This window comes from Chlorobium ferrooxidans DSM 13031, assembly GCF_000168715.1.
Classification (GTDB): Bacteria; Bacteroidota; Chlorobiia; order Chlorobiales; family Chlorobiaceae; genus Chlorobium; species Chlorobium ferrooxidans.
Genome location: NZ_AASE01000028.1, coordinates 1 through 24,117 on the forward strand (window position 1 = coordinate 1; position 24,117 = coordinate 24,117).

Here is a 24,117-nt window from a genome sequence, read left to right on the forward strand (position 1 = left end):
GGAGTCAACTACACCGATATTACTGTTCGCGGTAACAGGGTTTACGCTTCCTATAATGGATCACAGCAAGGATTACTGTTCGCGATCTTGCTTTGAATCAACTCGCTTTTTACCAGACAGGATTCAATATTAATGGTATCGCTGCAGGCACAAACAATGATCTCTATCTGGCATCCGGGAACAAATTATACCGATATGGAACCAACGGTGTACAGCTTAAAGTCATGACCTTTCCTGATCCGGGTATTGTCTATAACGATGTTGCTGTTATCTGCGGAAGGCTTCTTGCCACATACAGCGGCTCACAAAAAGGGTTCACCATCAGGGATCTCGTCACCCTGGACCAGTATTCGTTTGTCCAGACTCCTTTCGTTATCGGTGGAATAGTTGGTGGCTCCAATAATGATGTCTACATAAGCGGTGCAAACAAACTCTACAACTACACTCTTGCAGGCCAGCAGATACAGTCATTCACCTGGCCTCAGGCCAACCTTGTTTACGGTGACATGACTCGATAGGCTTTAGCTCATTTGAGATTTGCCCGCTGGCATTGCATTACAATGCATAAAACCGGCGGGCATTTTTCAGCATGCCCCTCTTTCTTTGATCCTCTGCACTTTATCGTTTAAACCGCATTTACTTTATATTACTTAAAGTGTGCTGCAACTTCAATGAAGTCAGTAAATACTGGCTTACATGATGCATACAACGGCTTAATCGATTAGAAATACGATGAGAAAATCACTCTGGTATGCAGCGGGAGTTACAGTCCTGCTTTTCGCCAACCCTCTCCCTGATGCTCACGCAGAGATCAGTGTAACAATCACAAAGGTTTCAAAACCGGCTTTTGTCATCGATTCCCGTCCGGTCTTCGTCAAGCCTGCGAATTTGGGATTTTCCATAGCTTCAGCAGGGTTTTATGACCTTATCTCTTACAACAACCGCTACTACCTCTACTATAATAACGCCTGGTACCGCTCGTCAAACTATCGTGGGCCCTGGAGTGTGATTCGAGCTGAAATGCTGCCGCTGAAAATCAGAAAACAGAGCATTTCAGAGATAAGAATCTCCCGGGATAATGAAATGCGTAAGCTCAAGAACAGAACCAATCTCCTGAAACAGCAAACCGGGCAATAAAAAATAGCGGACCCTTGAGCAGATGCAGAGCGACGAAAGTTACAGGAGAACGCTCATGGAGCAGCGCACCGACGAAAACGCCCAAAGAAGTCTCGACGAGAAGCGTACGGACGAAACCTACAACAGAAATCTTGAGCAGCAGCTCACGGACCGGTACAACCAGAAAATACTCGATGAACAGCGCAGCAGGGAGAACAATTGAAATGCCCTTTTCCTGTGCGCACCACTCCCCTTCCCGTGGACAGAAATGACCCCCTATAATATTTAATTACAAGAATATAGATCGGTACAGACTGTTGCAATAATGGGTAAAATGGCTGAAATGGGTTAACCACTCTGATTAGGCAGGAATCAGAGTGGTTCTTATTGTTTCATTCAGCACTCCCCTGTCATGCTGAGACAAATTGCCCAATTGTCGAACGATAAGATCTTTTGGCAAGGTAAAAAGCTTGAAGCGAATCCTGCATGGAACCATCAATTGAGCGGTTTTCCAGTCCCGAATCTCTGTATCACTGATCCATGAACTGATTGTAGCCGAAGTTATCATGGCAAGAGTAATATGATCATGACTTGCATTGAACAGGTGACTTGATATAATCACTGCCGGACGATGTTTTACCCTCTTTTTTTCAGTAAAAGGAAAAGGCACAACAACAATGTCATATGGTTCATAGCTCATGCCAGGCCTCCTCGTCTTCGGCTGAATTCCACTCATTCAGGGTTTCCGAAATACTTTTCAGATAGTCATCACCGGCCATCCTGATTTTTCGGATGATCACAGAATCATTTTTATACTCAAATGTAACCGTATCTCCGGCTTCAAGTTGTGCTGCTTTGCGGATCGAGACCGGAATGGTAGTCTGCCCTTTTGATGTAATTTTCGCTATATCCATAAGAGTATTTTATCGGTTCAACATTCTTACATGTAGGAATGTAAGGAGAAATCAGGAGTCAACCAAAGCATAGAAATACACAAGAGCATGCAGCTTAATGGAATAGTTTGTATTTTTGAAGATCAGGATCGGTTAATCATGTCGATAAAATATTTCATTACAAAAGCATAGCAATGCCGAAGCTGTCACCGAAAGGAGTAAAATGGCTGAAAGGGTTTCATCTCATTGCTGTTGGCTCATGGATAGGAGGCGCAATCTCCCTTCTGGCACTCTATTTCCTGAAAAGTGATGTGACTGACGGCGGGGTTTTGTTCGGAATAAACCGGAGCATTCATCATGTCGATATGAACATCGTGGTAGTTCCCGGTGCCATCGGAAGCCTGCTCACCGGCCTCTGCTACTCCATCTTTACCCAATGGGGATTCTTCAAACACAACTGGCTGACCTTCAAGTGGATTGTAACCCTCACGGCAATTCTTTTCGGAACCTTCTGCCTTGGCCCCTGGGAGACCGCCATGATGGAGATCTCCGGAAAAATCGGCATCACGTCACTCTCTGATCCCGCGTACCTCTACAATCAGCAGATGAACCTCATGTTCGGCACCCTACAGGTTCTGGTGCTGCTCATAACCATCTTTGTCTCTGTTTTCAAGCCCTGGAAGGGGAAAAAACAGGCAACACAAGCAAGATGACCTGTCAAGAAAATGATGTTTCATAACAGATCCATGCATGACTCTGCATGATAGTCAGCTCCTGTTGTCTGAAGCCTCAGGAATGTGCGCTGTTGTTGATATTTTAATTTGGCGTGAATAATCGATATATTTAGCGTGATATATTTCTTGATGCCTTTTTTTAACCTTAATAAAAGAGGTACACTATGCCTGAAAAAAAATCACGATCAGAGCAACAGCGACAGAAAGACCTTATCTTGCGTGCTCTAACCGACCCAAAATTCAGAACGTTACTTCAGGAGAATCCCGTAAAAGCTCTTGAAATAAGCAAGTTAACGTCCGAAACAAAAAAAGAGATTCAGTTTATCCTTGCTGCTGTTAAAGGAATCAATACCCAGATATCAGCCCTTGCCGATCAATTACTCTGTGTAACGGGTGGTGGCGGTGGTTGCGGTATCGCATGATATTGCTCTGGATTTGAAGGCAGAGATACTGGTAGCGACAACGTGGCAATGTAATCTTCGTTGTTCATATTGTTTTGTTGACAACAGCATTGCTCCTCCTCATCAGCCGCAGATGTCTCCTCTGCTTGCCGAAAAAACAGTTGATGCATTGCATGAGGGGTTTGCCGATGTTGAACATATCTGCATTCATCTGTATGGCGGAGAGCCTCTTTCAAATCTCCCTGCGCTCCGGGCAATGGTCAGCCGTGCAGCAACCTACCCTGTCGGTCGCTTCAGTTTTGCGATAACGACGAATGGAACGCTTGGCACACCGGAGGCTATCTCGCTTTTACATAAAGGTGAATTTCAGGTTATTCTCAGTATTGATGGCCCTTCTGAAATTCATGACAGCACGCGATACACGGTTCTGAACGAAGCAACCCATCATACCGTAATAACATTTCTGAACACTCTTCGTCGCGACACCTGCTGTTCAGTAAGGGGATCTTCTGTTGTTCGTTCTGGCTGGAGCCTCTCCGAAGCATCGGCATATCTCCGTACGCTTCCTCTCCATACCATCAAAGCACAAGCTGTAAGGTCATCACCGGAAACAGCCTATGCGCTGACTGATCAAGAATTCCAGACCTATCTTGATGACCTTGATGCCGTTGGTGACCGGGTTATCGAGGAAATTGACTTGGGCAAAATGCCGCTCGATGACCGTTTTTCTGCAAGAGTCTTACAGTTGCTTGCCGGAATTGAGCGAAACTCCTTCTGCGGCGCCGGCAACAGCATGCTCGGTATCAACCCCGATGGATCGATTGTGCCCTGTGTTTTGATGGGAGAATCCGCACCCGTACTGGGGAATATCAACGAAGATCCCGCAATATGGCGTATGAACGGAGTGCAGTGGAGCAAAGCTTCCACCCCCTCTTTGAAGTGCGAAAAGTGCCCTATACTATCCCTCTGCAGAGGCGGTTGTCCTGCTGTCATGCCAATCTGTGCTGAGAGCGAGTGCGAAATAACCAGAAAAAACTGCGAAATTGCGTTAAGAATTTTCAGGCATTTTCAGCATGATCCCACGAAACTGCTGATCCTTGCAGGTATATCATGAAATTGTCAGACAACAGTGATATTAAAGAGATATTTTTTTCTGTTTCTCTTCCACCTGACAGCTTTGAGCAACAATACCTTACGTGTCAACCTTTGTCCGATGCCCCTCTCAGGATCAACTCCCTTTCTCTTGATATCGCAGGTCGATGCAACCTTGCCTGCCGGTACTGCGCTGAAGCAGCAACACAGCCTAAAGTACGCGCTGAAATGGAGCCAGACGTTTTGGACAAACTCTGGTCATTCATGAAAAAAATGGATATACAACCTGAATCCTTCAGATTCGGCAGCGGTGAGCCAATGCTTAACAAAGCTTTGCTTCGTTACCTTCACAAAAAAATTGATCTGACATTTCCTGAAGAAAGCAATATCCATCCCAAAGTATTTATCACTACCAACGGAACATTACTCGACAATGGCGATATAAACTGGCTTGTTTCAACAGGATGGCAGGTTAAAATAAGCATCGACGGTCCCGAGGAGGTGCATGATCGCTGGAGAGTCATGCCGGGCGGAGGCGGAACCTATGGTGCTGTTTCAAAAGCCGTTACAGAGTTTTCCTGCAGAATGCCTCACCGATTCAGCGTAACTGCGGTACTTGCTGCGGGAAGCGATCCTGAAGTGGTTTTCTTCTCTCTTGCCGCTCTTGGTGTACGAAGGATTGAGCTTGTGCCTGCAGCACACAATGACCCCGGAACAGCTCCGGGTCTGGATGAAGTTACACGTTACAGGGATTTTATCGAGCGGTATGTTGATCGCCTGATTGAAGGTCATGAACAATTACCTGATCTCGTACGTTTTTCAACCCGTGTTGCAAGGGCTATGGGCTTTGATAACAGTTTTGTACAGTGCGGTGCAGGCCGGAACTTTTTCGGTGTTGATCCATCGGGTGACCTTTATCCCTGTTTTCGCTTCATTGGTGTTTCAGCTTACCGGATGGGGAATATAAACGATGGTGTTGATCTCAATCTTACCAAAGCTTTCCGAAACGGAGCGGGACGTCTCTGGAATGAAAGAAGTACCTGCCGGGATTGCTGGGCCGCACCGCTCTGTGGAGGGCCCTGTTTTGCTGTATCGGAAATGTTCGGTTCCGGAGATGGGGAACCAAACCAGCTGTATTGTGCCTATACACTCATCGAGTCACATGGTGCCTGGCGGTTTGTTGAAACTTTACGCAAAAAAGATCCTGCCAGACTTCTTGTTTATCTGCCAACCGCCATCCAGCGATATGAAAAAGCGACTTGTTCTGGTAAAACCTCCTGAAGTATCAAACTTTAACTTCGGCACCTTCACTCTTGCCGTTCTTGCCGGTGCAGTAAGAGACGCTGCTGATGTGGTGCTGATTGATGCAACAGAGTTGGCTGTTGATAAAGCCGTTCAGAAAATTCTTGCTGAAAACCCTGATATTATCGGTGTTACCGTCATGAGTCATGAATCATCGATTTCTGCCCGGAACTTTATCCAATCACTGAAAATCGGAATAAAAGAGTCCTGCACCTCACCAATCATCATTGCCGGCGGGCATGGGGCATCGATGTTTCCGGAACCGCTGCTTGAAGCCGGAGCTTCCGCTGTTGTTTTTGGTGAAGGAGAAATAACACTTCTACAGATAATAGAGCAAGGGATAATCCCCGGTGCGAAGGGTATATGCTGTGAGAGCAAAGAGGGAATTGTTCGTGGAAAGCCTCAACCGATGGTGTTTCCACTTGACCGGCTGAATACACCGGCACGGGATCTTATCACAAATCCCGGTACTGTTTTTCTGATGGAAACAAGCAGAGGTTGTCCACACTCCTGCCTGTTTTGTGAAACCACGAGGTTTTATGGCAGAAAATGGCGCCCGTTTTCTCCCTCAAGGGTTGCTGAAGAGGTGCGGGAACTGATTGAAAAGTATTCTGCATGGATCATTCACTTTGCAGACGACAATTTCGCTGCCGATCCGCAGAGAGTACTCAGTATCTGTGAAGAACTACAGAAAGGTCCTCTCCCTGCGGTTATCCTTGCTTCAGCCAGAGCTGATGATCTTTTTTCAAATCCCGGGTTGCTGGAAGCAATGTCTTCAGCTCATATCAGAAGAGTAACTGTAGGTGTAGAAAGTCTGGACCCCTTTACCGCCAGAAAGGCCGGTAAACGGGTTCCGTTACATGTATACCGGGAGGTCTTTAAAAAAATGAGAACCTGCGATATTTTTTCGGTGGCCTCCTTTATTGTCGGGCTTCCCGGAGAAATTCCCGAAGCCAGAGCAAAAAGCGTTTCCTTTGCTTTGGAGGCGGCACCTGACTCAGCGCATTTTCTGCCATTCCTTCCTTTGCCGGGTACTCCGTATGCAAAAGGATATCCATCATGTAAAGCTGATCCAAAAGATATTCTTGACAGTGCGGCATACAATGCAACCTTCAGGATGCACAATTCTACAATATCACGATTAAGTGAAGCTGTTGCTGCCGGAGGGATAAGAGGACTTTTTGCAGAGAAAGTTCTTGCCGGAATGGTATGATATGCAATAGATGCAGCTTGAAGAAAGATCTCGGTAGCCTCCCTTGATCTACAACCGGCAGTTGAACCTTATCTTTGTCTCCGTTTTCAAGCCCTGGAAGGGGAAAAAACAGGCAACGTGAAATAAAAAATGGAGCCGGTTCCGGGATTGCTCTCGGCACCAACAGTTCCGCCATGAGCTTCTACAATCTCCTTGACAATGGAGAGCCCCAGCCCGATTCCACTCTCGTCCCGCTGTCCGGGCACCCGGTAAAACTGTTCAAAAAGGTGCTCCAGATGTTCAGATGCAATACCCTCACCGCTGTTTGCAACAGAAAACCTGACGTTATCCTCATCTTCACAAGCACTTACGGTTATTGACCCATCAGGTGGAGTAAATCGCAGAGCATTGGACAAAAGATTGGCAAAAACATGACGGATTCGCTCCGGATCGGCCATAACTTCCGATACTCCTTCCGGAACCGTGTTTACAAGATTCACCCGTTTGTCGCGGGCTTCTGCCGTAAATGGATCGACACCTTCTGTCGCGAGACGAAAAGGAGATGCCGGCTGAATGTTCAGATGTGCTTTACCGGACTCTATCCTGTTGAGGTCGAGCAGATCATCAAGTATATGTGAGAGTCGTTCACTCTCTTCTCGCGCAGCCAGCAGCAGCTCTGCCTGTTTGCTGTTCAGCGTTCCGATGCGCTCTTCAAGCAGGAGATAGATTGACATTCTGAGTGAAGTAAGCGGTGTTCGAAGCTGATGGGAAACGGTCGCAATAACACTTCTTTTCAGCTCAAGCTGCTCTATAATCTGCGTGACATCCCTGAGAATCAGAGCTGTTCCTGCGGGAACAGGCACTGCCTGCGGCAGAAAAAAGCTCTCCCGGTTTCCGGCAAAATGCTGGATATAGCGCTTGTTCCCGAGCGTGTCACCGCCATACTCCTGCTTTTCCTTGTTCTGCAACAACTCCGTCATCCACTCGTGTCCAAGATCATGAACATTTACACCGGGCTTCAGACCGAAATAGTTCTCCGCAGATTCGGTCGATACTTCAATCTCTCCGTTCTGGTCGAGCACTGCTATTGGCACAGGCAGCGCCTTGAACACCTCCTGTGTGGCACTTCGGGTTCTGAGAAGGGTATCCATATCGGTTTTGCGCATCTTGCGCAGGGTCGCCGCCATGTCGTTAAATGACCTCGAGAGCTGTCCGATCTCATCGTTTGAGGTGGTGTCAAGCACCAGATCAAGGTTCCCCCTGCTGATCTCTTCAGCAGAAGTGATCAGTTTTTTAATCGGCATGAGAATCCAGCGATGTGCCTGAAAACTGAAGAGAAGCGCAATAACAGCACAGGCCAGAATTACGGCAAGCATCGTGTTATGAGCAGATGCAGCCATGCGGCGTGCACTGTCATTGGCCCGGTTCATATTCGCCTGGTTCATCTCAAGAACCTCTCCGGAAAACTGTTTGATTTCCTGAAAGAGTGGCAGAAGAGTCTGGAAATATCGTTTCTGCCTTAGTGAAAGATCCTGGGACTGGTCGGTAACAAGATCAATAACCCTGGAATATTCGATAAAGAGTGCCCTGATACGCATCGCTTTCTGATGTTCGCCGGGCAGGGTAATGTTACCAAGCTCAATCTGCAGTGCATTCCGGAAGTTCTTTTCATGCAGCCGGATTGAGCTCAATCCCTCGTCGTAATGACCGGTAAAAGTCAAAAGAACACCCCGGTCAATCTGCTCCAGAGACTCTTTCATTTTCTGGCAAGCAATCACACTCCGATAGTTTTGCCGGAGTATAATGTCAATTGCTCCGCCGAGTGAATCTATCTGTCGGATCGTGAGCGCACCCATGACAAGCACCAGAACAAGCAGTCCGCTGAATCCGAGCAAAAGTTTCTGACGTATCCCGATGATCATGAGCCTCCGTTACAGTTAGGAGTTGCGGGTGCAGAGATGGAGTGTCAAACCTTGATCGGTAAAATCACAAAGGGAATGCCGTGAACATAGAGGTTCCTCTGTATGGCAAAAACCGTATAATTGTGCAGCCAGCGGTCCATCAGGGACTCTTTGCTGAAAACAAGCTGACCTCCGAAAAAGACGATATCCGGAAACTTTTCGGTAATAGCAGGAACAAGCTTGTTGACTTCGTCAACCACATCCGTTCCGATGGAGTAGTATGCTTCCGAATAGTAGCCGTGCGCTTTCATATAGTCCATGTATTTGGATGTCTCGTTGCGAACAAAACTGCCGAGATGGTCAATTTCATCCGCCCCCTTGAAGTTTCCGGCATCAATGGAGCCGATTTCAACAAACACATAATTTTTGTAGCTGTTTCCAAAGAGACGGAAGACGCTGAAGAGCGTATGCAACCCAAGTCCGTTAAAGCCGTTAACAAGTATAGCTGCGGTTTTGCCCTTTGGATCAAAAACAGGGTCCGGAGTGGATTTATCACTCTCCCTGTCGTGAACATCCGAGCCCGACAGCACTGCCGCTTCAACAATTACTTCAAGCCGTTTCAGCGAATGAGCGGTTTTGTTATAGTGATTCTTGATATAAAACGAACCCAAAACCAGAATACCGGTAATCAGAATGGTCACCCATCCCCCCTCATTGAACTTGAGGATCAGAACTGAAATTAAAATAAATGTTGTCAGGGTCAATCCAACGCCATTAATCATCAGTTTCTGCAGCCACCGCTTTTCTGAATCTCTTTTCTCCCACCAGTGCCTGACCATACCGAGCTGGGAGAGCGTAAAGGTTATAAACACATTGATACTATAAAGAACGATCAGAAAATCAACCGACCCATTCGATGCGAGCATCATGACAAGTGAAGCAAAACCCATCACCAGAATCCCTTTTTCAGTCACCAGCCGGTCACTCAGCATGGCAAAGCGTGTCGGCAGCCATTTGTCAAGCGCCATATTTGCCAATACCCTCGGTCCGTCAAGAAAGCCGGTCTGCGCCGCAATAAAGAGCAGAACCGCTTCTGAAAAGAGCGTAACCCAGACAAAGCCCACACCATAAAAGCCGCCCCATGACGCCGTAATACCTTCAAAAAGAATGGCATTCATGGTCTTGCCCGGAGTGTCGCGGACATCAAAAAGAATGTAGGCAAGCATCAACCCCATAACGGTCACGGAAAGAGAGATCGCCATGTACTTCATGGTTTTTTTTGCTGTCTCAACCTTCGGCTCCCTGAGAACAGGCAGACCGTTGCTGACCGCTTCAATACCGGTAAAAGTACCTGCGCCGAGGCTATAGGCTTTCAGAACCAGAAAGAGCACTCCGAATACGCCAAGGGTATTGAAAGAACTGGCAAGCTCGCGACCGGTCTCGTGATAGACCGCGCCGAAGTTCCCCGCGTGGGAGAAGACTGCATAGACTATAACAATGAGGTGCGTAGCCACAAAGAGCAGAAAAACAGGGACAAGCGGCATGACCGCCTCCTTGATTCCCCGAAGGTTCAGAACAAGCAGTATAGAGACTCCGAATACGGCAAACCAGAGTTTATAACCGATCAGCGTAATGGGAAGAAAGCTGAAAATGGCATCCGCACCGCTGGCAATCGAGATGGTAATGGTGAGGATGTAATCGATAAGCAGAGCGCTGCCTGAAATAACTCCCATCTCAGGTGAGAGGAGTTTACTGGCAACAAGATAACCGCCTCCACCATGAGGAAAGAGTTCGATGATATGGGAATAACTTGATGCGATAATCAGAATCGTAATTCCGGTTCCCAAAGCCACAAAAATGCCGAGTGTAGGGTGTCCCTGAAGAGCCTTGAAGGCTTCAGCGGGACCATAGCAGGATGAGGAGAGCCCATCTGAACCGAGTCCCACCCATGCAAGAAATGCGGAGAGTGCGAGCTGATGAAAAATCTTGTGATCACGAAAATCTCTTGCTCCGCCAAGAAGAACTGTTTTTGCCTGCCTTAAAGCCTTGTTGGTAGCCATAATGAGAATAAAATATTAGGCCGGGGATATGATGGGATGCTCTGCACATTGTTATCATAATCCAGCCAAAAACCGGAACACCCTGGCGGCTGAAACCGCCGTCAGGTGAAAAACATAACGAATGGGCGCAAAAGAACATCTTGCAGAAAACAAGGGTATGGCAGAAAAAGTATTGAATTTTGCAAGGTGGCGTTGCGGGATCAGATACCGTATTGCTTCCTTTTTCTCCAGAGTGTTGCCTGGTCGATGCCAAGAATATCGGCGGCTTCCTGAAGCGATTTGGATGAGGCGAGAATCCGGCGGATATGGGTTTCTTCAATCAAGTCAAGGGTTATGGGATCACCAAGAGTTACCGGATGCGTTTTGGCGACAATGGAGTCCGGGAGCAGTTCAATGCCGATCTGACCGTTTTTTCCAAGAATGACAGCACGCTCCATAACATTGCGCAACTCCCGGATATTGCCCGGCCACGAATACGTTCTTAGAGCTGTGCGTGCCTCTTCGGTGAATCCATCAAAATTTTTCAGATTCTGAGCGGCAAAGAATTGCAGCATATTCAGGGCAAGCTGTTCAACATCATTGGGTCTCTCTGCAAGAGTCGGCAGATCGATCTGGATGCCGTTGAGCCGGTAGAAGAGGTCTTCACGGAACTCCCCTTCTCTGACCGCAAGATCAAGATTGGTGTTGGTTGCCGCAATAATACGGACGTCTGCTTTTCGGGTCTGATGGTCCCCGATTCGCTCATATTCACGATCCTGAATGAACCGGAGAAGTTTTGCCTGAATGGAAAGAGGAAGATCACCGATCTCATCAAGAAAGAGCGAGCCCCCTTCGCATAAGGTTACTCTTCCGGGTTTATCCCTGACTGCTCCGGGAAAAGAACCTTTGACATGGCCGAAAAGCTCGCTTTCGAGCAGTTCCGTACTTAACGATGGGCAGGATACTACCCCGAATGGTTCCTCCTTTCTCTGGCTCCAGTTGTGAATTGAACGGGCAAGAACGGTTTTACCTGTTCCGCTCGGACCCCGCAACAGTACAAGCGCATCCGAAAGCGCAACCTGACGGGAAAGCTCTATGGCTCGCTGCATTGAAGGGTACCGGGAGGTGAAATAGACCTCCGGATGCATACGGTTCAAGTCTTCCTGTAATGAGGCAATACGCATCTCCATAGCACATACCTCGGCAAGACGTGCGGTAATCGATTCAAGCTGGTCGGGGGTGAACGGCTTGGCAAGATAGTCAGAGGCACCGCGCTTCATGGCCTCAACTGCCGTCTCTATCGAGGCATAGGCCGTGATGATGACAATTTTTATCCATGGACAGGCATTCAGGAGTGAGCGCTCAAGATCAAGACCGCTTTCGATACCCAGGCGGATATCAACAAAGGCAAGATCAAATACCTGCTGTTCAGCTTCCGCACATGCATCCCGTGAATTACTGACGGCTTTGACGCGATGGCCTCTTGACTCCATGAAAACCGTCAGTGTTTTCCGGATATTGGCTTCATCATCGACAATCAGGACATTGAGCGACTGCATGTAAATGCTGATAGGATTTATCTATGCGTGACACCTTTGAAGTATAAATAAATATCGACGGATTTCGCTACCATCCCGGGAACAGTTTTATCAGATCGGTTGATAATGGCGGTTTCTGCTACCATTAATCATATCAATTGCAAAAGGATTTCAGCACCGGGAAATGCATCTTTGAGCGACTGGATCAACAGATCCTCTTCAAATGGCCCGAATTCTTCTACATCAACCGGAAAACCGGTACTCTCACTGCTAAGGATAAACTCGTGTTCTCCTTCGCAGTTGTTCCTCAAAACATCCACGTGCCACTTTTCCGAGTGAATGTTTCTGTTCCAGCATATATGTATTGTTTGCCGTGACATGTTACCCCCCTTTTTAAATTTCCGGGTCCATGAAATGCATTGTTACACGCCTTTTATCTTTTTTTCTGCCCGGCAAGCCAGTGCCGGAGAATCTGTGTGATTTCGGTTTCCGATTTGGCCTGATGCATGGCTGCACGCCACTGGCTGTCGCCAGCCATCCTGCTGATCATCCCGAGCAGCTTGATGTGGCTGTCCGGACGATTGACAGGAGAGAGCATAAGAAACATGATCGTTGCCGTATCCTGTGAATCGGGATCACAAATCCCGAGCTTGTTTACCCCTATGGCAAGTACCGTTTCATTGATTCCTTCGAGCCGGGCATGGGGTATGGCAATCTCTTCGCCAATAAAGGTCGCTCCCTGTTTTTCCCGTTCGAGCAGTGCTCTCCATGCATAATCGAATGGAATGTCGGAGTGTGTCAGACAAAGTGTATCGAGCAGTTGACGGATAGCTGACTCCTTTTCGAGCACTTCGTGCCAAAGCAGGACATTGGAATGGAAAATCGGAGCCTCACGGTCATCAGTCACCTGTGACTTTCGCATCAGATTTGCACGAATATCCGAGAGATATTTTGCGGAAAGAGGCTTTATTTTGCGTTCATCCGGTCGGCGAATATCGGGCACGACGATGGTGATCCCGTGACTCTCATCTATCAGCCGTTTGATCATAGGACGCTTCCCGGTCAGGCGCTGCAAGAGCGGGAGCCGTTCACCCGAATTGCCGATAACTATATGACCAACCCGGTACTCCCTTGCGAATTGCAGGATGGTTGAAACGATATCGTTGCCCTTGTAGATAAAAACAGTAGCGCCAAGCTGCTGTGCAAGAGCAAGTGCATTGGACAACCTGCGCTGAATACCGGCATCAATCCGTTCCGGGCTCTCCGAAAGATTTTGCACATAGACTGCATACCAGTTGCGGTTCAGACGACCGGCTATTCGGGACGCATAGCGCAGCAGCGCCTCACTGTTTTCAGAACTTGAACTCAGGCAGACCATAACCTGATCAGGACTTGAGGCAGGCTCGTCCTGCATGGGACTTCTGCGACTTGAGTCGATTTGGGCGGCCACCTCGCGAAGAGCCAGCTCCCTGAGCTGCTCAAGGTTTTCCTGCCTGAAAAAATTGGAGAGTGCCGATTCCGCCTTCCCGCTCAGATAGACTTTGCCCTCTTTAAGGCGTTGAAGCAGGTCATCTGTAGCAATATCGATATTGACCAGTTGATCGGCCTGCAAGACAATCTTGTCAGGAACACGTTCCTTGACCTTTACACCGGTCGCCTGCTCAACGGTTTCATAGAGGCTTTCAAGGTGCTGGATGTTAAGCGTTGAAATCACATGGATACCTGTTCCGAGAATCTCTTCGACATCCTGATACCGCTTCGCATTTCTTGAACCCGGCACATTGGTATGCGCAAGCTCATCGACCAGTACCACAGCAGGATGTCGCTGTATGATAGCATCGATATCCATTTCGGTAATTTCGATGCCACGGTAGGTAAGTGTTTTCCTGGCTATGACCTCAAGGTTTTCAAGCAAGGCCTCCGTCTCTTTTCTGCTGTGCGTTTCGACAATACCCACAACCACATCGATTCCCTGTTGCTGAAGACGCTGTGCTTCGAGCAACATCTGGTAGGTTTTACCGACGCCGGCGCAGTAGCCGAGGTAAATACGCAGATGACCCCGCTGTGAACGTTTTATCAATCGGAGAAAACTCTCCGCTCTGCTTTCTTCCATCGCTAATGCCCTTGTTTTACGGCCGGGAAGGCGTGTTTTTATTCTGCAAGGCATCAAGTTCCATATTCAACGCTAATACATTGACGACTCCCTCGCCAATCCAGAAAATCTTTTCTCTTTCAGCATGGCGACTTACCATTGCCTCGACATCTGCAAGCGCAAACCCTCTCGCGCTGGCGACCCTCTGAGCTTGAAACAGCGCAGCTTTAAGCGAAATAACAGGATCAAGGCCGCTGCCGGAAGCTGCTGCAAGATCGGCAGGAAGAGGCCTTTGGGCGTCAGCGCCGAAATCTGCGACCGTTTTCACCGCACGTTCCCGTATTTCAGGGCCTGCCGGTGAGAGATTACTTCCTCCGGCACCGGCAGCATTGTATTTGACCGCCGAGGGTCTTGGGCGGAAATAACCCGGCTGCGTAAAGTCCTGTGCAACAAGACGACTGCCGACGATCTTTCCTGTCCGATCCCTGAGCATCGATCCGGATGCACTCTCCGGTGTGGCGAAACGGGCAAAGCCGAAAATGAAGAGTGGATAGAGTCCACCGCACAGCACGATGGTGGCAAGAGCGGTTCTGAGCGATGCGGCAAGATTTTCCCTTGAATCATTCATAATTGAGCTTGTCATGTGATGGTTCTCCTTCAGAAATAACCGGTAATTGATAAAATCATGTCTATCAGTTTGATGCCGGCAAAGGGCACCAGAACACCGCCAACCCCGTAAACGAGAAGATTGTTGCGCAACAGCGCTTCGGCCCCGAGAGGACGGTATGTAACCCCCCTGATGGCAATCGGTATGAGCATGGGGATAATGATCGCGTTGAAAATCAGTGCAGACAGTATCGCGCTTTCCGGTGTAGCGAGCCCCATGATATTCAGCATCCGCAGGCCGGGTATGGCAAGGAGGAACATGGCCGGAATGATGGCAAAATACTTTGCAATATCATTGGCGATGGAAAAGGTGGTGAGTGCTCCCCTGGTCATCAGAAGCTGTTTGCCGATTTCGATTATTTCGATCAGCTTGGTCGGATCGCTGTCGAGGTCAACCATGTTGCCCGCCTCTTTTGCGGCCTGTGTACCCGAATTCATGGCCACCCCGATATCCGCCTGCGCGAGGGCCGGAGCATCGTTCGTGCCGTCACCCATCATGGCGACGAGCCTTCCCGATTGCTGCTCCCTGCGGATATACTCCAGTTTGTCTTCAGGTTTCGCTTCAGCTATATAGTCATCCACACCCGACTGCCGTGCGATTTCCCCCGCAGTCAGCGGATTATCACCGGTTACCATCACAACCCGCAGTCCCATCGAGCGCAACCGTCTGAACCTGTCGGTGATTCCCGGCTTGAGCACATCGGACAATTCCACAACCCCAAGCGTCCGGATGCCATCGGTTACAACAAGCGGAGTCATACCTTTACGGGCAACCACATCAACAATTTCCTGAAGCTCACCAGGAATCGTGCCGCCTTTATCTACGATATATTTTTGGACGGCGTCGCCTGAACCCTTGCGTAACGTTCTGCCATCGGGTAAATCAAGACCACTCAGTCGCGTCTGGGCAGAGAAGTGAATTACATCAGCTCCTGCGGGTTCTGCAGGGGCATCCGATCCAAGTATATTTTCGCCGAGCGTGAGAATTGAACGCCCTTCCGGAGTCTGATCACCGAATGAGGACTCCATGGCAACCCTGGCAAGTTCTCTCCCCTCAACGCCATTCAGGGGAATGAAGCTGGTAGCCTGGCGATTACCCATTGTGATGGTTCCTGTTTTGTCGAGCAGCAGGGTGTCGATATCTCCGGCAAGCTCGACGGCCTTTCCGCTCTTGGCAAGCACATTGGCCGAAAGTGCGCGGTCCATACCGGCAAGACCTATGGCGGAGAGCAGGGCGCCTATGGTTGTCGGAATAAGGCAGACCAGCAGGGCAACAAGCGTGGGCACTGAAAGGTTGATGCCGAAATACCTGCCGATCGGCCAGAGTGTGCCGGTCACCATCAGAAATGCAAGGGTCAATCCGGCAAGTGTCACCGTCAGGGCGAGTTCATTGGGCGTTTTCTGCCGCACAGCTCCTTCGACGAGCGCAATCATCCGGTCGAGAAACGAGTTTCCTGCCGAGACGGTGATTTTCACTACAATCCTGTCGGAGATGACCCTTGTGCCACCAACAACACCGGAGCGGTCGCCGCCGGCTTCCCTTACGACGGGTGCCGATTCGCCGGTAATTGCCGACTCGTCTACCATTGCCACGCCTTCAGCCACCTCACCGTCACCGGGGATGAGTTCGCCGACGGAAACAACCACCAGATCGCCTTCCTGAAGGTCATCCGAATTGACCTGTGTTACCTTGCCGTCACGAAGCCTGTTGGCTATCGTGCTCTGCCGTGTACGTTTGAGTGAGTCAGCCTGCGCCTTGCCGCGTGCTTCGGCAAGCGATTCAGCAAAATTTGAAAAGAGTACGGTCAGCCAGAGAACGAGCAGCACGGCAAAATTGTAGATCAGACCTCCCTTTCCCGTCGAAGCGTCATAGATCGTAATTAACGTCGTCAATACAGCTCCGACTTCGGTAATGAACATGACTGGATTTTTGGCCATGACCACAGGATTGAGCATGCTGAACGACTGCCCTATTGCAGCTTTGACCAGCTTACCTTCAAAAATCGAGGCGTTGCGGGCTCTCCTTCGTTCAGTTTTGCCCGGAAGGCTCTCTCTTTGTATGCTCGCAGTGTTACTGCTTTCAGGGTTATTCATCATTGTTTCAGGATTCAGTTATTGAATTGCTGTCGAAAGGTAATCGGCCACTGGGCCAAGCACTGCGACAGGCATAAAAAGCAATGCGCCGATCAAGAGAACGCTGCCGAGTATGACAACGGCAAAGAGCGGCGTATCGATACGCAGTGTCCCGGTAGTTTCAGGTACCGGTTTTTTTGCCGCCATGGAACCGGCAATGGCAAGTGGCAGAATAATCGGGATATATCGACCGAGAAGCATGACCAGGCCGGTTGCCACATTCCACGGCACGGTGTTGTCACCGAGACCTTCGAATCCTGAACCGTTGTTGGCCGCTGCGGAACTGAATTCGTAGAGAATTTCAGTGAACCCGTGAGCACCCTTGTTGAGTACGGTGGCTGAACCCCATGGTGTAGAGGCGAAAACAGCTGTTCCGACAAGGATGAGTAGAGGATGAACCAGCAGCGCAAGCAGTGCGAGCTTCATCTCATGGGTCTCCACCTTTCGGGCGCAATATTCGGGAGTCCTTCCTACCATCATGCCGCAAATAAAGACACCGACGATAATAAAGATGAACATGTTGATGAATCCAACGCCCACTCCACCGAAAATCACATTCAGCCACATTCCTGCAAGCGGTACCATGCCGGTCAGCGGGTTCAGACTGTCGTGCATAGAGTTGACCGAACCGTTACTGGTAGCCGTTGTGACGGCAGCCCATAGTGCAGCACTGCCGGAACCGAAACGCAGCTCCTTGCCTTCGAGATTCGAGATGCTCTCAATGGGTAATCCACTGAAAGCCATGGAAGGTGAGCTTTCCAGAGTAAGTGCAATAACCGATTTCACAACGAGCAGCAACAGCATCACAGAAAAAATCACTGCAGCATGTCGCATCCGCCCGGTTATTCGTCCGAACATCCAGACTGTTGCCATGGCAATCAGAGGGATGCTGATACATTCGATATAATTGGTCAGAAACGATGGATTTTCGAAAGGGTGTGTCGAATTGGGACCGAAAAATCCTCCGCCGTTTGTACCCAGCTGTTTGATGGCCACCATGGCCGCCACCGGTCCCCGGGAAATGGTTTGCATTGCCCCTTCAAGTGTCTGTGCAGCTGCCGCCCCTTCATAGGTCATGGGTACTCCGCCAACCACAAGGAGCAGGGCAACTATAACCGAGAGCGGAAGAAGAATGAAGAGCGTGGAGCGGAGCAGATCGCGATAAAAGTTGCCGACAAGCTTGTTGCCTCCGAGTGCCCTGGCCAGCGCGGTAAAGCAGGAGATGCCCGTCGCTGCCGAAACAAACTGCAACCACGTCAGGGCAAAAAGCTGAGAGAAATAGCTCATCGAAACTTCACCGGAGTAGTGTTGCAGATTGGTGTTGGTCACGAATGATACTGCGGTGTTGAAAATCAGGCTTGCTTCCAGAGCCCCCTTCCCGTCCGGATTGAGCGGAAGCAGATGCTGCAATGAAAGCATGAGAAGAACTGCACCGAACATGACGGCATTAAAAATGAGCATGGAGAGCAGATACCCTTTCCACTCCTCTTCCCTTTCAAGCATCCTCCCGCCGATTGTTCCGATAAGGATGCTCATCCTGCCATCACCGGATGTATTGGAAGGATTCATAACTGCTGTCATGAACCGGCCGAGCGGCCACGAAAGCAGAACAGGCAGTGCAAGAAAAAGCAAAAGCATCACTATTTGCATACAGGACTCCATTAAAATTTTTCGGGTGAAACGACGGCTATCATCAGATAGACCGCGCAGACAAGCAGAACGGGCAACACGAAATATTCCATTTCAACCTCCGGTTAGTTGTTGAATCAGGGCCAAAAGGCCGGTTAACAAAAAAAATATCAGCAGGCCCAGATAGATGGCCTGATAGCAGTTCATCTTCATGCTGCATCTCCTTCAACGAACATCCTGTTTTTTAAATGCTGTGATTTGCTGAGTGGTAACATAAAAGCGATGGCCGTGATAATGTCCAGCATGCCACCATGGCCGAGTAGATGTTTCGGTGTAATTCCTATTTTCATGATCCAATGTTTATCTCTCTCAAGACAAATAGCATGCCATACACGGAATCAAGGGAAATCGGGCGGATTTGGGAGAAAATGCGGGGTTTTCAGTATCAAAATGCACGCACTCAGATCATGCAATCGTGCATATTTCAACGCCGACAGGAATAGGAGGAATCATCAATCGGGTAAACCGGTGGGAAAAGGGGAAGGGTACCTCGAAAATTGTCGTAAACAATTAATTTGAGTGCTGCTGTGTTTAAATCCCGAACTGCTTGCGCTTTCGCCAGAGTGTTGCTTTGTCGATCTCCAATACCTCTGCCGCTTCTTGCACCGAGGAGGTAGAAGCAAGCACCCTGCGAATGTGCAACTCCTCGATTTTTTCCAGTTTTATTCTGTCTCCAATCATGATTTGCGGTTGGACAACTGAAGCCATGGAGTCCGGGAGAAGCTCGACGCCAATCATAGACGTCGTACAGAGAATCACTGCCCGTTCCACCACATTTCGAAGCTCACGAATATTTCCGGGCCAACCATAGTCCCGAAAAATTTTAAGCACCCCGGGGCTGAATCCCTGAATAGCCTTATGGTTCTCTGCATTGAAAAAAGCAAGCATGTTAGCGGCTATCTCCGCTATATCCCCGCATCGCTCGGACAGAGATGGCAGTGTTATCTGAATGACATCGAGGCGATAGTAGAGATCCTCCCTGAACGTGCCTGAAGCTACCGCTGACTTCAGATCAGCATTGGTAGCGGCGATGATCCGCACATTTGCTTTTCGGGTGCGCTGATCGCCGACGCGTTCATACTCCCGTTCCTGAAGGAATCGCAGAAGTTTCGACTGGATCGAAAGCGGAAGTTCACCGATCTCGTCAAGAAACAGGGTTCCGCCTTCACAACTCGCAACACGTCCGGGATTCTCCCTGAGTGCACCGGTAAATGCTCCCTTGACGTGGCCGAACAGCTCGCTTTCCAGAAGTTCCTGGCTAAGGGATGGACAGGATATAACACCGAATGGCTTATCGGATCGATGGCTCCAGCGGTGAATCAGCTTTGCAAGCATGGTTTTTCCCGATCCGCTCGGCCCAAGAAGCATAACAACTGCATCGGAAGTCGAAACCTGCCGGGCAAGCTCTATTACCCTCTGCATGGGCGGATACATGGAGTTCAGAGAGATATCCGGATCGTTCCGGTCCAGATCATCCTGAAGGAGATTGATGCGCTGCTCCAGCAGTCGAATTGCGGCAACTCTTTCAAGAACGAGCTTGAGCTGATCAGGCATAAACGGTTTGGGAAGATAGTCAACCGCACCCCGCTTCATGGCTTCGACCGCTGTATCAACTGAAGCAAAAGCTGTAATGACAACAATCTTCAGCCAGGGAGACCTGGCAAGAAGCGAAGAGACCAGGTCAAGCCCGCTCTCCAGACCCAACCTGATATCAACAAACGCAAGATCGAAAATCTGCAACCCCGCTTCGAGCAATGCATCCTTCGGAGTTGAGACGGTCGTGACCTTGTGATGCTGCAGGTCGAAAAACATCTTCATCGTTTTTCTGATGTTGCTCTCATCATCCACGACGAGCAGGTTCATCGGTGAAAATGTTGCCATTTTTTCAACTTGATCCATGATGCTTCTCCGGACAATCGTTACACAATGCCTGATAAATTATAAAAACTTAACGATAAATAACCAGTTGTGGATCGCTAAGGGAAATCTGTACGGTATTGGTTTGAGTTCTGAAACCATCAGGAGGTGTAACAGGTTAATAGAGCTACAAGGAAAGAAACTGTATAATAAGGGCGCCTCTATTTATTGTCGTGAGAAGCCAGAGGACAAGGCGGACGGAGCACAGAAACCGGAGTGTACACGTAGTACATGAGGATTTCGAGCACCACCCAACGCAGTAATCAGGTTTCGGAATAAATAAATAGAGGTGCCCATAAATTTACGGAGAGAACGATAACAATGAATGTACTTGGTTATGCGGCTCATTCAGCCCAGGATGCATTGGCCCCGTATCGTTTTGAGCGTCGTGAACCCCGGCCGGACGATGTGGTTCTCGAGATTCTCTACTGCGGTGTATGCCACTCCGATCTCCATCAGGTACGCAATGACTGGGGCGGAAGCACTTACCCGATTGTTCCGGGCCATGAAATTATCGGTCGCGTTCTCATGGTCGGACCGGAGGTTACCCGCTTCAGGGAGGGTGATCATGCCGGTGTCGGATGCATGGTTGATTCGTGCAGGCATTGCGCCCCGTGTGAAGCCGGGCTGGAGCAGTATTGCCATGAGGGTGCGACATTCACCTACAATGCGGTTGATCGCCATGATCACACACCCACATTCGGCGGCTACAGTGAAAAAATTGTCGTCCCGGAAAGTTTTGTCCTGAAAGTGCCCGACGGAGTCGATCTGAAAGGCGCCGCTCCCCTTCTCTGTGCAGGGATCACCACCTGGTCACCCCTTCGTCACTGGAAGATCGGCAAGGAGAGCAAGGTGGCGGTTATCGGCCTTGGTGGCCTTGGACACATGGCTTTGAAGCTGGCAAAAGCTTTGGGCGCTGAAGTTACGCTCTTCACCCGTTCTGAAAACAAGAGAGAGGATGGAGGTCGCCTTGGAGCCGATACCATCGTGCTCTCCACCGACAAACGGCAGATGGCTGCTGTAAAAGGGTGCTTCGAGCTGATTATCGACACCGTGCCCTCTGTTCATGATCTCAATCCCTATATTCCCGCACTCTCTTTGGACGGTACACTGGTGCTTGTCGGTTACCTTGGCGATCTGAATCCGATGTTGAACACGGTCCCTTTGATCATGGGCCGCAAATCGGTGGCCGGTTCGGTTATCGGCGGGATTGCTGAAACCCAGGAGCTGCTTGATTTTTGCGGCAGGCACGCAATCACCTCAGACATAGAGGTAATCAGGATTCAGGATATCAATAAAGCCTATGAGCGAATGCTGAAGAGTGACGTAAAATACCGCTTTGTGATCGACATGGCCTCACTCAAGGCCTGAGTTCTTCTGAAAACTATCTGGAGATCATCGTCTCCAGAGTTTTCCGCAGCTCATTCATTTCAATGTTGTTGTTTTCAGAGATTGATTTGAGCGGGGAGTCGGGTTTTGCCTCTATCCCTTTTTGACGAAGTGCAAGCTGCAGTGAGGTCACCGAAACACCAGCCTCATCGGCTATCTCCTGCAACGTTTTTTTGCCCAAACCTCCTCCCTGTAACGTATGGTTGCCGGTTTCAGCCGGAGCAACAACAGCATAAACCTCTTCAGCACTCTTTCCATTCATGGTGGCAATATCAGCCAGTGTCTGATTTTTTGAAGTGACGTTCACCCCTGCCTTTTGCAGCTTGTTAACCAGCAGGTCGGGATCACCGCCAAGCCCCGGTTGCCCGGCAAGTTGAATAATGGTCATGAGTTCAGCGTGCGGCACCGGAGCCTGCTTTTCCCGCCGCTCCCAGGAGTTTGTTATTGCGTCTCCAAATTTAATGATTTCAGAAAAAGGCGCCATATCAACATGTGTGCCTATTGCGAAAATCAGAGCAATAACCGTTATGGCAACCAGCTCTGCTGGGCGTGTAAAACCTTCACTGCTCTTGAGTTTCAGGTAGCAGAGAAAGGCTTTCCAGTTAATAAAAAAGAGGTGAAAAAGAGAGAGCAGGACAAAGGCAAACCCGAAAATAGTGTGCTGATTCTGCCATCCCCTTTTGGTCAATCCGATCATTCGCCAGTCCGTCCAGTTGGCAACCCTGCCCGGAGGTGAGATATAGAGGATCACCCCTGAAACCAGCATCATGAGCAGGGCAATAAAAAGACCAAGGCTTATAAACGCCCGCCAGCAGAATTTTTTTTTCATGGTCTGGATAGTACCGGTTTCCATTTCGTGACAGAGTGACACGATGAGCAGTTTGCCTGCGACTTGCGATGGAGATTATCGTCCGGCTGGTCACGCCTGTGGCATCGTATACACTGCGCGGAAGGAGCCAGTTTGCTGTGATCAAAGCTTGCGTGCTGTTCACCGGGGGTCGCAGCACTTGCTGCATGAGTGAACAGCACGGCAAGAGTGATAAACAACAATCTCATCATGGCAACAAAAGGATTTTTGATTCTTCTGTTTGATTGATTCACCACCTTCTTCCCATTCCCTGACCCATTCCTCTGCCCGTACCCATATTCGGGTTGTATTGATCCCATACCCACTCCGCTACGGCTCTCAACTCCGCATCCGGCAGACGGAGAGGGGGCATCAGTCCAAATCGAGTAATTGCCTGGGGATCAACCGCTTTCGCCTTGCTGGGAGCTTTCAGATAAGCAACCATATGATTGACACCCTCTTTTTTTGTCTGGAACTTTAGATGGTATCGGTTGGAGAGCGGCATAATCGGCGGCGCGGCTTTGGGTGGCGGAGCAATGGAATGGCAGACACTGCAATTCCGGTTAAAAATTGCCTCACCGCTCAATGTTGCTGCCGTCATACTGGCTGGTGAAAGCCCCGATAACAAACCGGACAGAACACAGATTGACATAATTTTTTTCATTATAACTCTCCTTGAAATAGTGATCAGACTATCAATTCATTGCAATCAAACACACATATCCTCCATAACCCGAAGCTCTTATAGAAACAGCATTGCATCGCATAAAATTCACCTGCACCTGCCATCGGCACTTTCCTTGATCAACGAGATCCGCACCATCAAAAGAGCAGCTCAACTCCGGCAGTGGTCGAGGTGGCATTGTACTGGTTAAAAACATCATTTGACGAGTTCCATATCTTCTGGTACTCTCCGTACAACCGCAACTGCCGATCCTTGCCGGAAAACGATAGTGATTTTTCCAGTCGAACCCATATTCGTTTATAATCATCTCCTCTTTCAGGACTCCCCGCCACTGCGTTACCGCTGCTATCCTGTGCCGTTTCAGTGTAGTTCTTAACCGCCTGGTCATATCCCGTTCTTACCGTTACGGCATAAGGAAGTGTCCGTGACAGCATCCCTCCAAACTCCCGGCTTTCATAGCTGTACCGGTCATCAAAAAGGTCATCCGTCGA

At 49.2% G+C, this 24,117-nt stretch carries 23 protein-coding genes; 9 read left to right on the plus strand and 14 right to left on the minus strand.

The annotated features are described in order from the left end of the window. Window positions 1–92 precede the first annotated feature (92 nt). The 3 genes from CFERDRAFT_RS10420 (at window position 93) to CFERDRAFT_RS10430 (ending at window position 1,339) form a co-directional block, all read left to right on the plus strand. Entirely contained in the window at window positions 93–518 is a 426-nt protein-coding gene (locus CFERDRAFT_RS10420) for a hypothetical protein (protein WP_006367205.1), read from the plus strand. A gap of 214 nt (window positions 519–732) precedes the next feature. Further along, window positions 733–1,137: a hypothetical protein gene (locus tag CFERDRAFT_RS10425; protein WP_006367220.1), complete on the plus strand. Its 405-nt coding sequence runs from the start codon at window positions 733–735 to the stop codon at window positions 1,135–1,137. 22 nt (window positions 1,138–1,159) lie between these two features. Continuing rightward, on the plus strand, window positions 1,160–1,339 hold the full coding sequence (locus CFERDRAFT_RS10430) for a hypothetical protein (protein WP_040433740.1): 180 nt from the start codon (window positions 1,160–1,162) through the stop codon (window positions 1,337–1,339). A gap of 138 nt (window positions 1,340–1,477) precedes the next feature. On the opposite strand, the gene CFERDRAFT_RS10435 is transcribed toward CFERDRAFT_RS10430, so the two are convergent. Beyond that, entirely contained in the window at window positions 1,478–1,816 is a 339-nt protein-coding gene (locus CFERDRAFT_RS10435; protein WP_006367221.1) for a type II toxin-antitoxin system PemK/MazF family toxin, read from the minus strand. Continuing rightward, window positions 1,806–2,030 (minus strand): AbrB/MazE/SpoVT family DNA-binding domain-containing protein, encoded by a 225-nt coding sequence (locus CFERDRAFT_RS10440; protein WP_006367206.1) that lies wholly within the window; start codon window positions 2,028–2,030, stop codon window positions 1,806–1,808. The genes CFERDRAFT_RS10435 and CFERDRAFT_RS10440 overlap by 11 nt, the downstream gene beginning before the upstream one ends. A 173-nt stretch (window positions 2,031–2,203) precedes the next feature. On the opposite strand from CFERDRAFT_RS10440, the gene CFERDRAFT_RS10445 reads away from it, so the two are divergent. The 5 genes from CFERDRAFT_RS10445 (at window position 2,204) to CFERDRAFT_RS10465 (ending at window position 6,751) form a co-directional block, all read left to right on the plus strand. Beyond that, window positions 2,204–2,722 (plus strand): hypothetical protein, encoded by a 519-nt coding sequence (locus tag CFERDRAFT_RS10445; RefSeq protein ID WP_006367207.1) that lies wholly within the window; start codon window positions 2,204–2,206, stop codon window positions 2,720–2,722. 185 nt (window positions 2,723–2,907) lie between these two features. After that, window positions 2,908–3,165 carry a hypothetical protein gene (locus CFERDRAFT_RS10450; protein ID WP_006367222.1) on the plus strand — a complete coding sequence of 86 codons (258 nt, stop codon included), beginning with the start codon at window positions 2,908–2,910 and terminating at the stop codon, window positions 3,163–3,165. Beyond that, the gene (locus CFERDRAFT_RS10455) at window positions 3,146–4,258 is read left to right on the plus strand and encodes a radical SAM/SPASM domain-containing protein (RefSeq protein ID WP_006367208.1); all 1,113 of its coding nucleotides are present in this window, start codon (window positions 3,146–3,148) and stop codon (window positions 4,256–4,258) included. Before CFERDRAFT_RS10450 ends, CFERDRAFT_RS10455 begins: the two co-directional genes overlap by 20 nt. Further along, window positions 4,255–5,517: a radical SAM/SPASM domain-containing protein gene (locus CFERDRAFT_RS10460; protein ID WP_006367223.1), complete on the plus strand. Its 1,263-nt coding sequence runs from the start codon at window positions 4,255–4,257 to the stop codon at window positions 5,515–5,517. Before CFERDRAFT_RS10455 ends, CFERDRAFT_RS10460 begins: the two co-directional genes overlap by 4 nt. After that, window positions 5,483–6,751, plus strand: coding sequence for a B12-binding domain-containing radical SAM protein (locus tag CFERDRAFT_RS10465; RefSeq protein WP_040433743.1), 1,269 nt, complete (start codon window positions 5,483–5,485; stop codon window positions 6,749–6,751). Before CFERDRAFT_RS10460 ends, CFERDRAFT_RS10465 begins: the two co-directional genes overlap by 35 nt. 86 nt (window positions 6,752–6,837) lie before the next feature. Here CFERDRAFT_RS10465 and CFERDRAFT_RS10470 read toward each other — a convergent pair whose 3' ends face one another. The 9 genes from CFERDRAFT_RS10470 to CFERDRAFT_RS10510 form a co-directional block, all read right to left on the minus strand. Then, on the minus strand, window positions 6,838–8,652 hold the full coding sequence (locus CFERDRAFT_RS10470) for a sensor histidine kinase (protein WP_006367210.1): 1,815 nt from the start codon (window positions 8,650–8,652) through the stop codon (window positions 6,838–6,840). Window positions 8,653–8,696: 44 nt separating this feature from the next. Beyond that, a complete protein-coding gene (locus CFERDRAFT_RS10475; protein WP_006367211.1) occupies window positions 8,697–10,691 on the minus strand; it encodes an APC family permease in 1,995 nt (664 codons plus the stop codon). A 200-nt stretch (window positions 10,692–10,891) separates the two neighbouring features. Then, complete coding sequence (locus CFERDRAFT_RS10480; RefSeq protein ID WP_006367212.1) at window positions 10,892–12,229, minus strand: sigma-54-dependent transcriptional regulator; 1,338 nt, start codon at window positions 12,227–12,229, stop codon at window positions 10,892–10,894. 412 nt (window positions 12,230–12,641) lie between these two features. Further along, the gene (locus CFERDRAFT_RS10490) at window positions 12,642–14,321 is read right to left on the minus strand and encodes a PTS sugar transporter subunit IIA (protein ID WP_006367213.1); all 1,680 of its coding nucleotides are present in this window, start codon (window positions 14,319–14,321) and stop codon (window positions 12,642–12,644) included. Between the two features lie 16 nt (window positions 14,322–14,337). Then, complete coding sequence (gene kdpC, locus CFERDRAFT_RS10495) at window positions 14,338–14,943, minus strand: potassium-transporting ATPase subunit KdpC (protein ID WP_006367214.1); 606 nt, start codon at window positions 14,941–14,943, stop codon at window positions 14,338–14,340. A gap of 14 nt (window positions 14,944–14,957) precedes the next feature. Then, window positions 14,958–17,063 carry a potassium-transporting ATPase subunit KdpB gene (gene kdpB / locus CFERDRAFT_RS10500; protein WP_006367215.1) on the minus strand — a complete coding sequence of 702 codons (2,106 nt, stop codon included), beginning with the start codon at window positions 17,061–17,063 and terminating at the stop codon, window positions 14,958–14,960. A 15-nt stretch (window positions 17,064–17,078) separates the two neighbouring features. Next, entirely contained in the window at window positions 17,079–18,749 is a 1,671-nt protein-coding gene (gene kdpA, locus CFERDRAFT_RS10505) for a potassium-transporting ATPase subunit KdpA (protein WP_006367216.1), read from the minus strand. A gap of 188 nt (window positions 18,750–18,937) precedes the next feature. Further along, window positions 18,938–19,078, minus strand: coding sequence for a hypothetical protein (locus tag CFERDRAFT_RS12415; protein ID WP_156778066.1), 141 nt, complete (start codon window positions 19,076–19,078; stop codon window positions 18,938–18,940). Between the two features lie 241 nt (window positions 19,079–19,319). Continuing rightward, window positions 19,320–20,687, minus strand: coding sequence for a sigma-54-dependent transcriptional regulator (locus tag CFERDRAFT_RS10510; RefSeq protein ID WP_006367217.1), 1,368 nt, complete (start codon window positions 20,685–20,687; stop codon window positions 19,320–19,322). Window positions 20,688–21,026: 339 nt separating this feature from the next. On the opposite strand from CFERDRAFT_RS10510, the gene CFERDRAFT_RS10520 reads away from it, so the two are divergent. Continuing rightward, window positions 21,027–22,076 (plus strand): NAD(P)-dependent alcohol dehydrogenase, encoded by a 1,050-nt coding sequence (locus CFERDRAFT_RS10520; protein WP_006367218.1) that lies wholly within the window; start codon window positions 21,027–21,029, stop codon window positions 22,074–22,076. 13 nt (window positions 22,077–22,089) lie between these two features. Here the strand turns inward: CFERDRAFT_RS10520 and CFERDRAFT_RS10525 are convergent, their stop codons facing one another. From CFERDRAFT_RS10525 to CFERDRAFT_RS12500, 3 genes are all read right to left on the minus strand, one after another. Beyond that, window positions 22,090–22,923: a DUF4405 domain-containing protein gene (locus CFERDRAFT_RS10525; protein ID WP_040433749.1), complete on the minus strand. Its 834-nt coding sequence runs from the start codon at window positions 22,921–22,923 to the stop codon at window positions 22,090–22,092. Between the two features lie 268 nt (window positions 22,924–23,191). Beyond that, on the minus strand, window positions 23,192–23,605 hold the full coding sequence (locus CFERDRAFT_RS10530; RefSeq protein WP_006367224.1) for a c-type cytochrome: 414 nt from the start codon (window positions 23,603–23,605) through the stop codon (window positions 23,192–23,194). A 158-nt stretch (window positions 23,606–23,763) separates the two neighbouring features. Continuing rightward, window positions 23,764–24,117, minus strand: a 354-nt coding sequence (locus CFERDRAFT_RS12500; RefSeq protein WP_040433751.1) for a hypothetical protein, incomplete at its 5' end; no start/stop codon positions are given.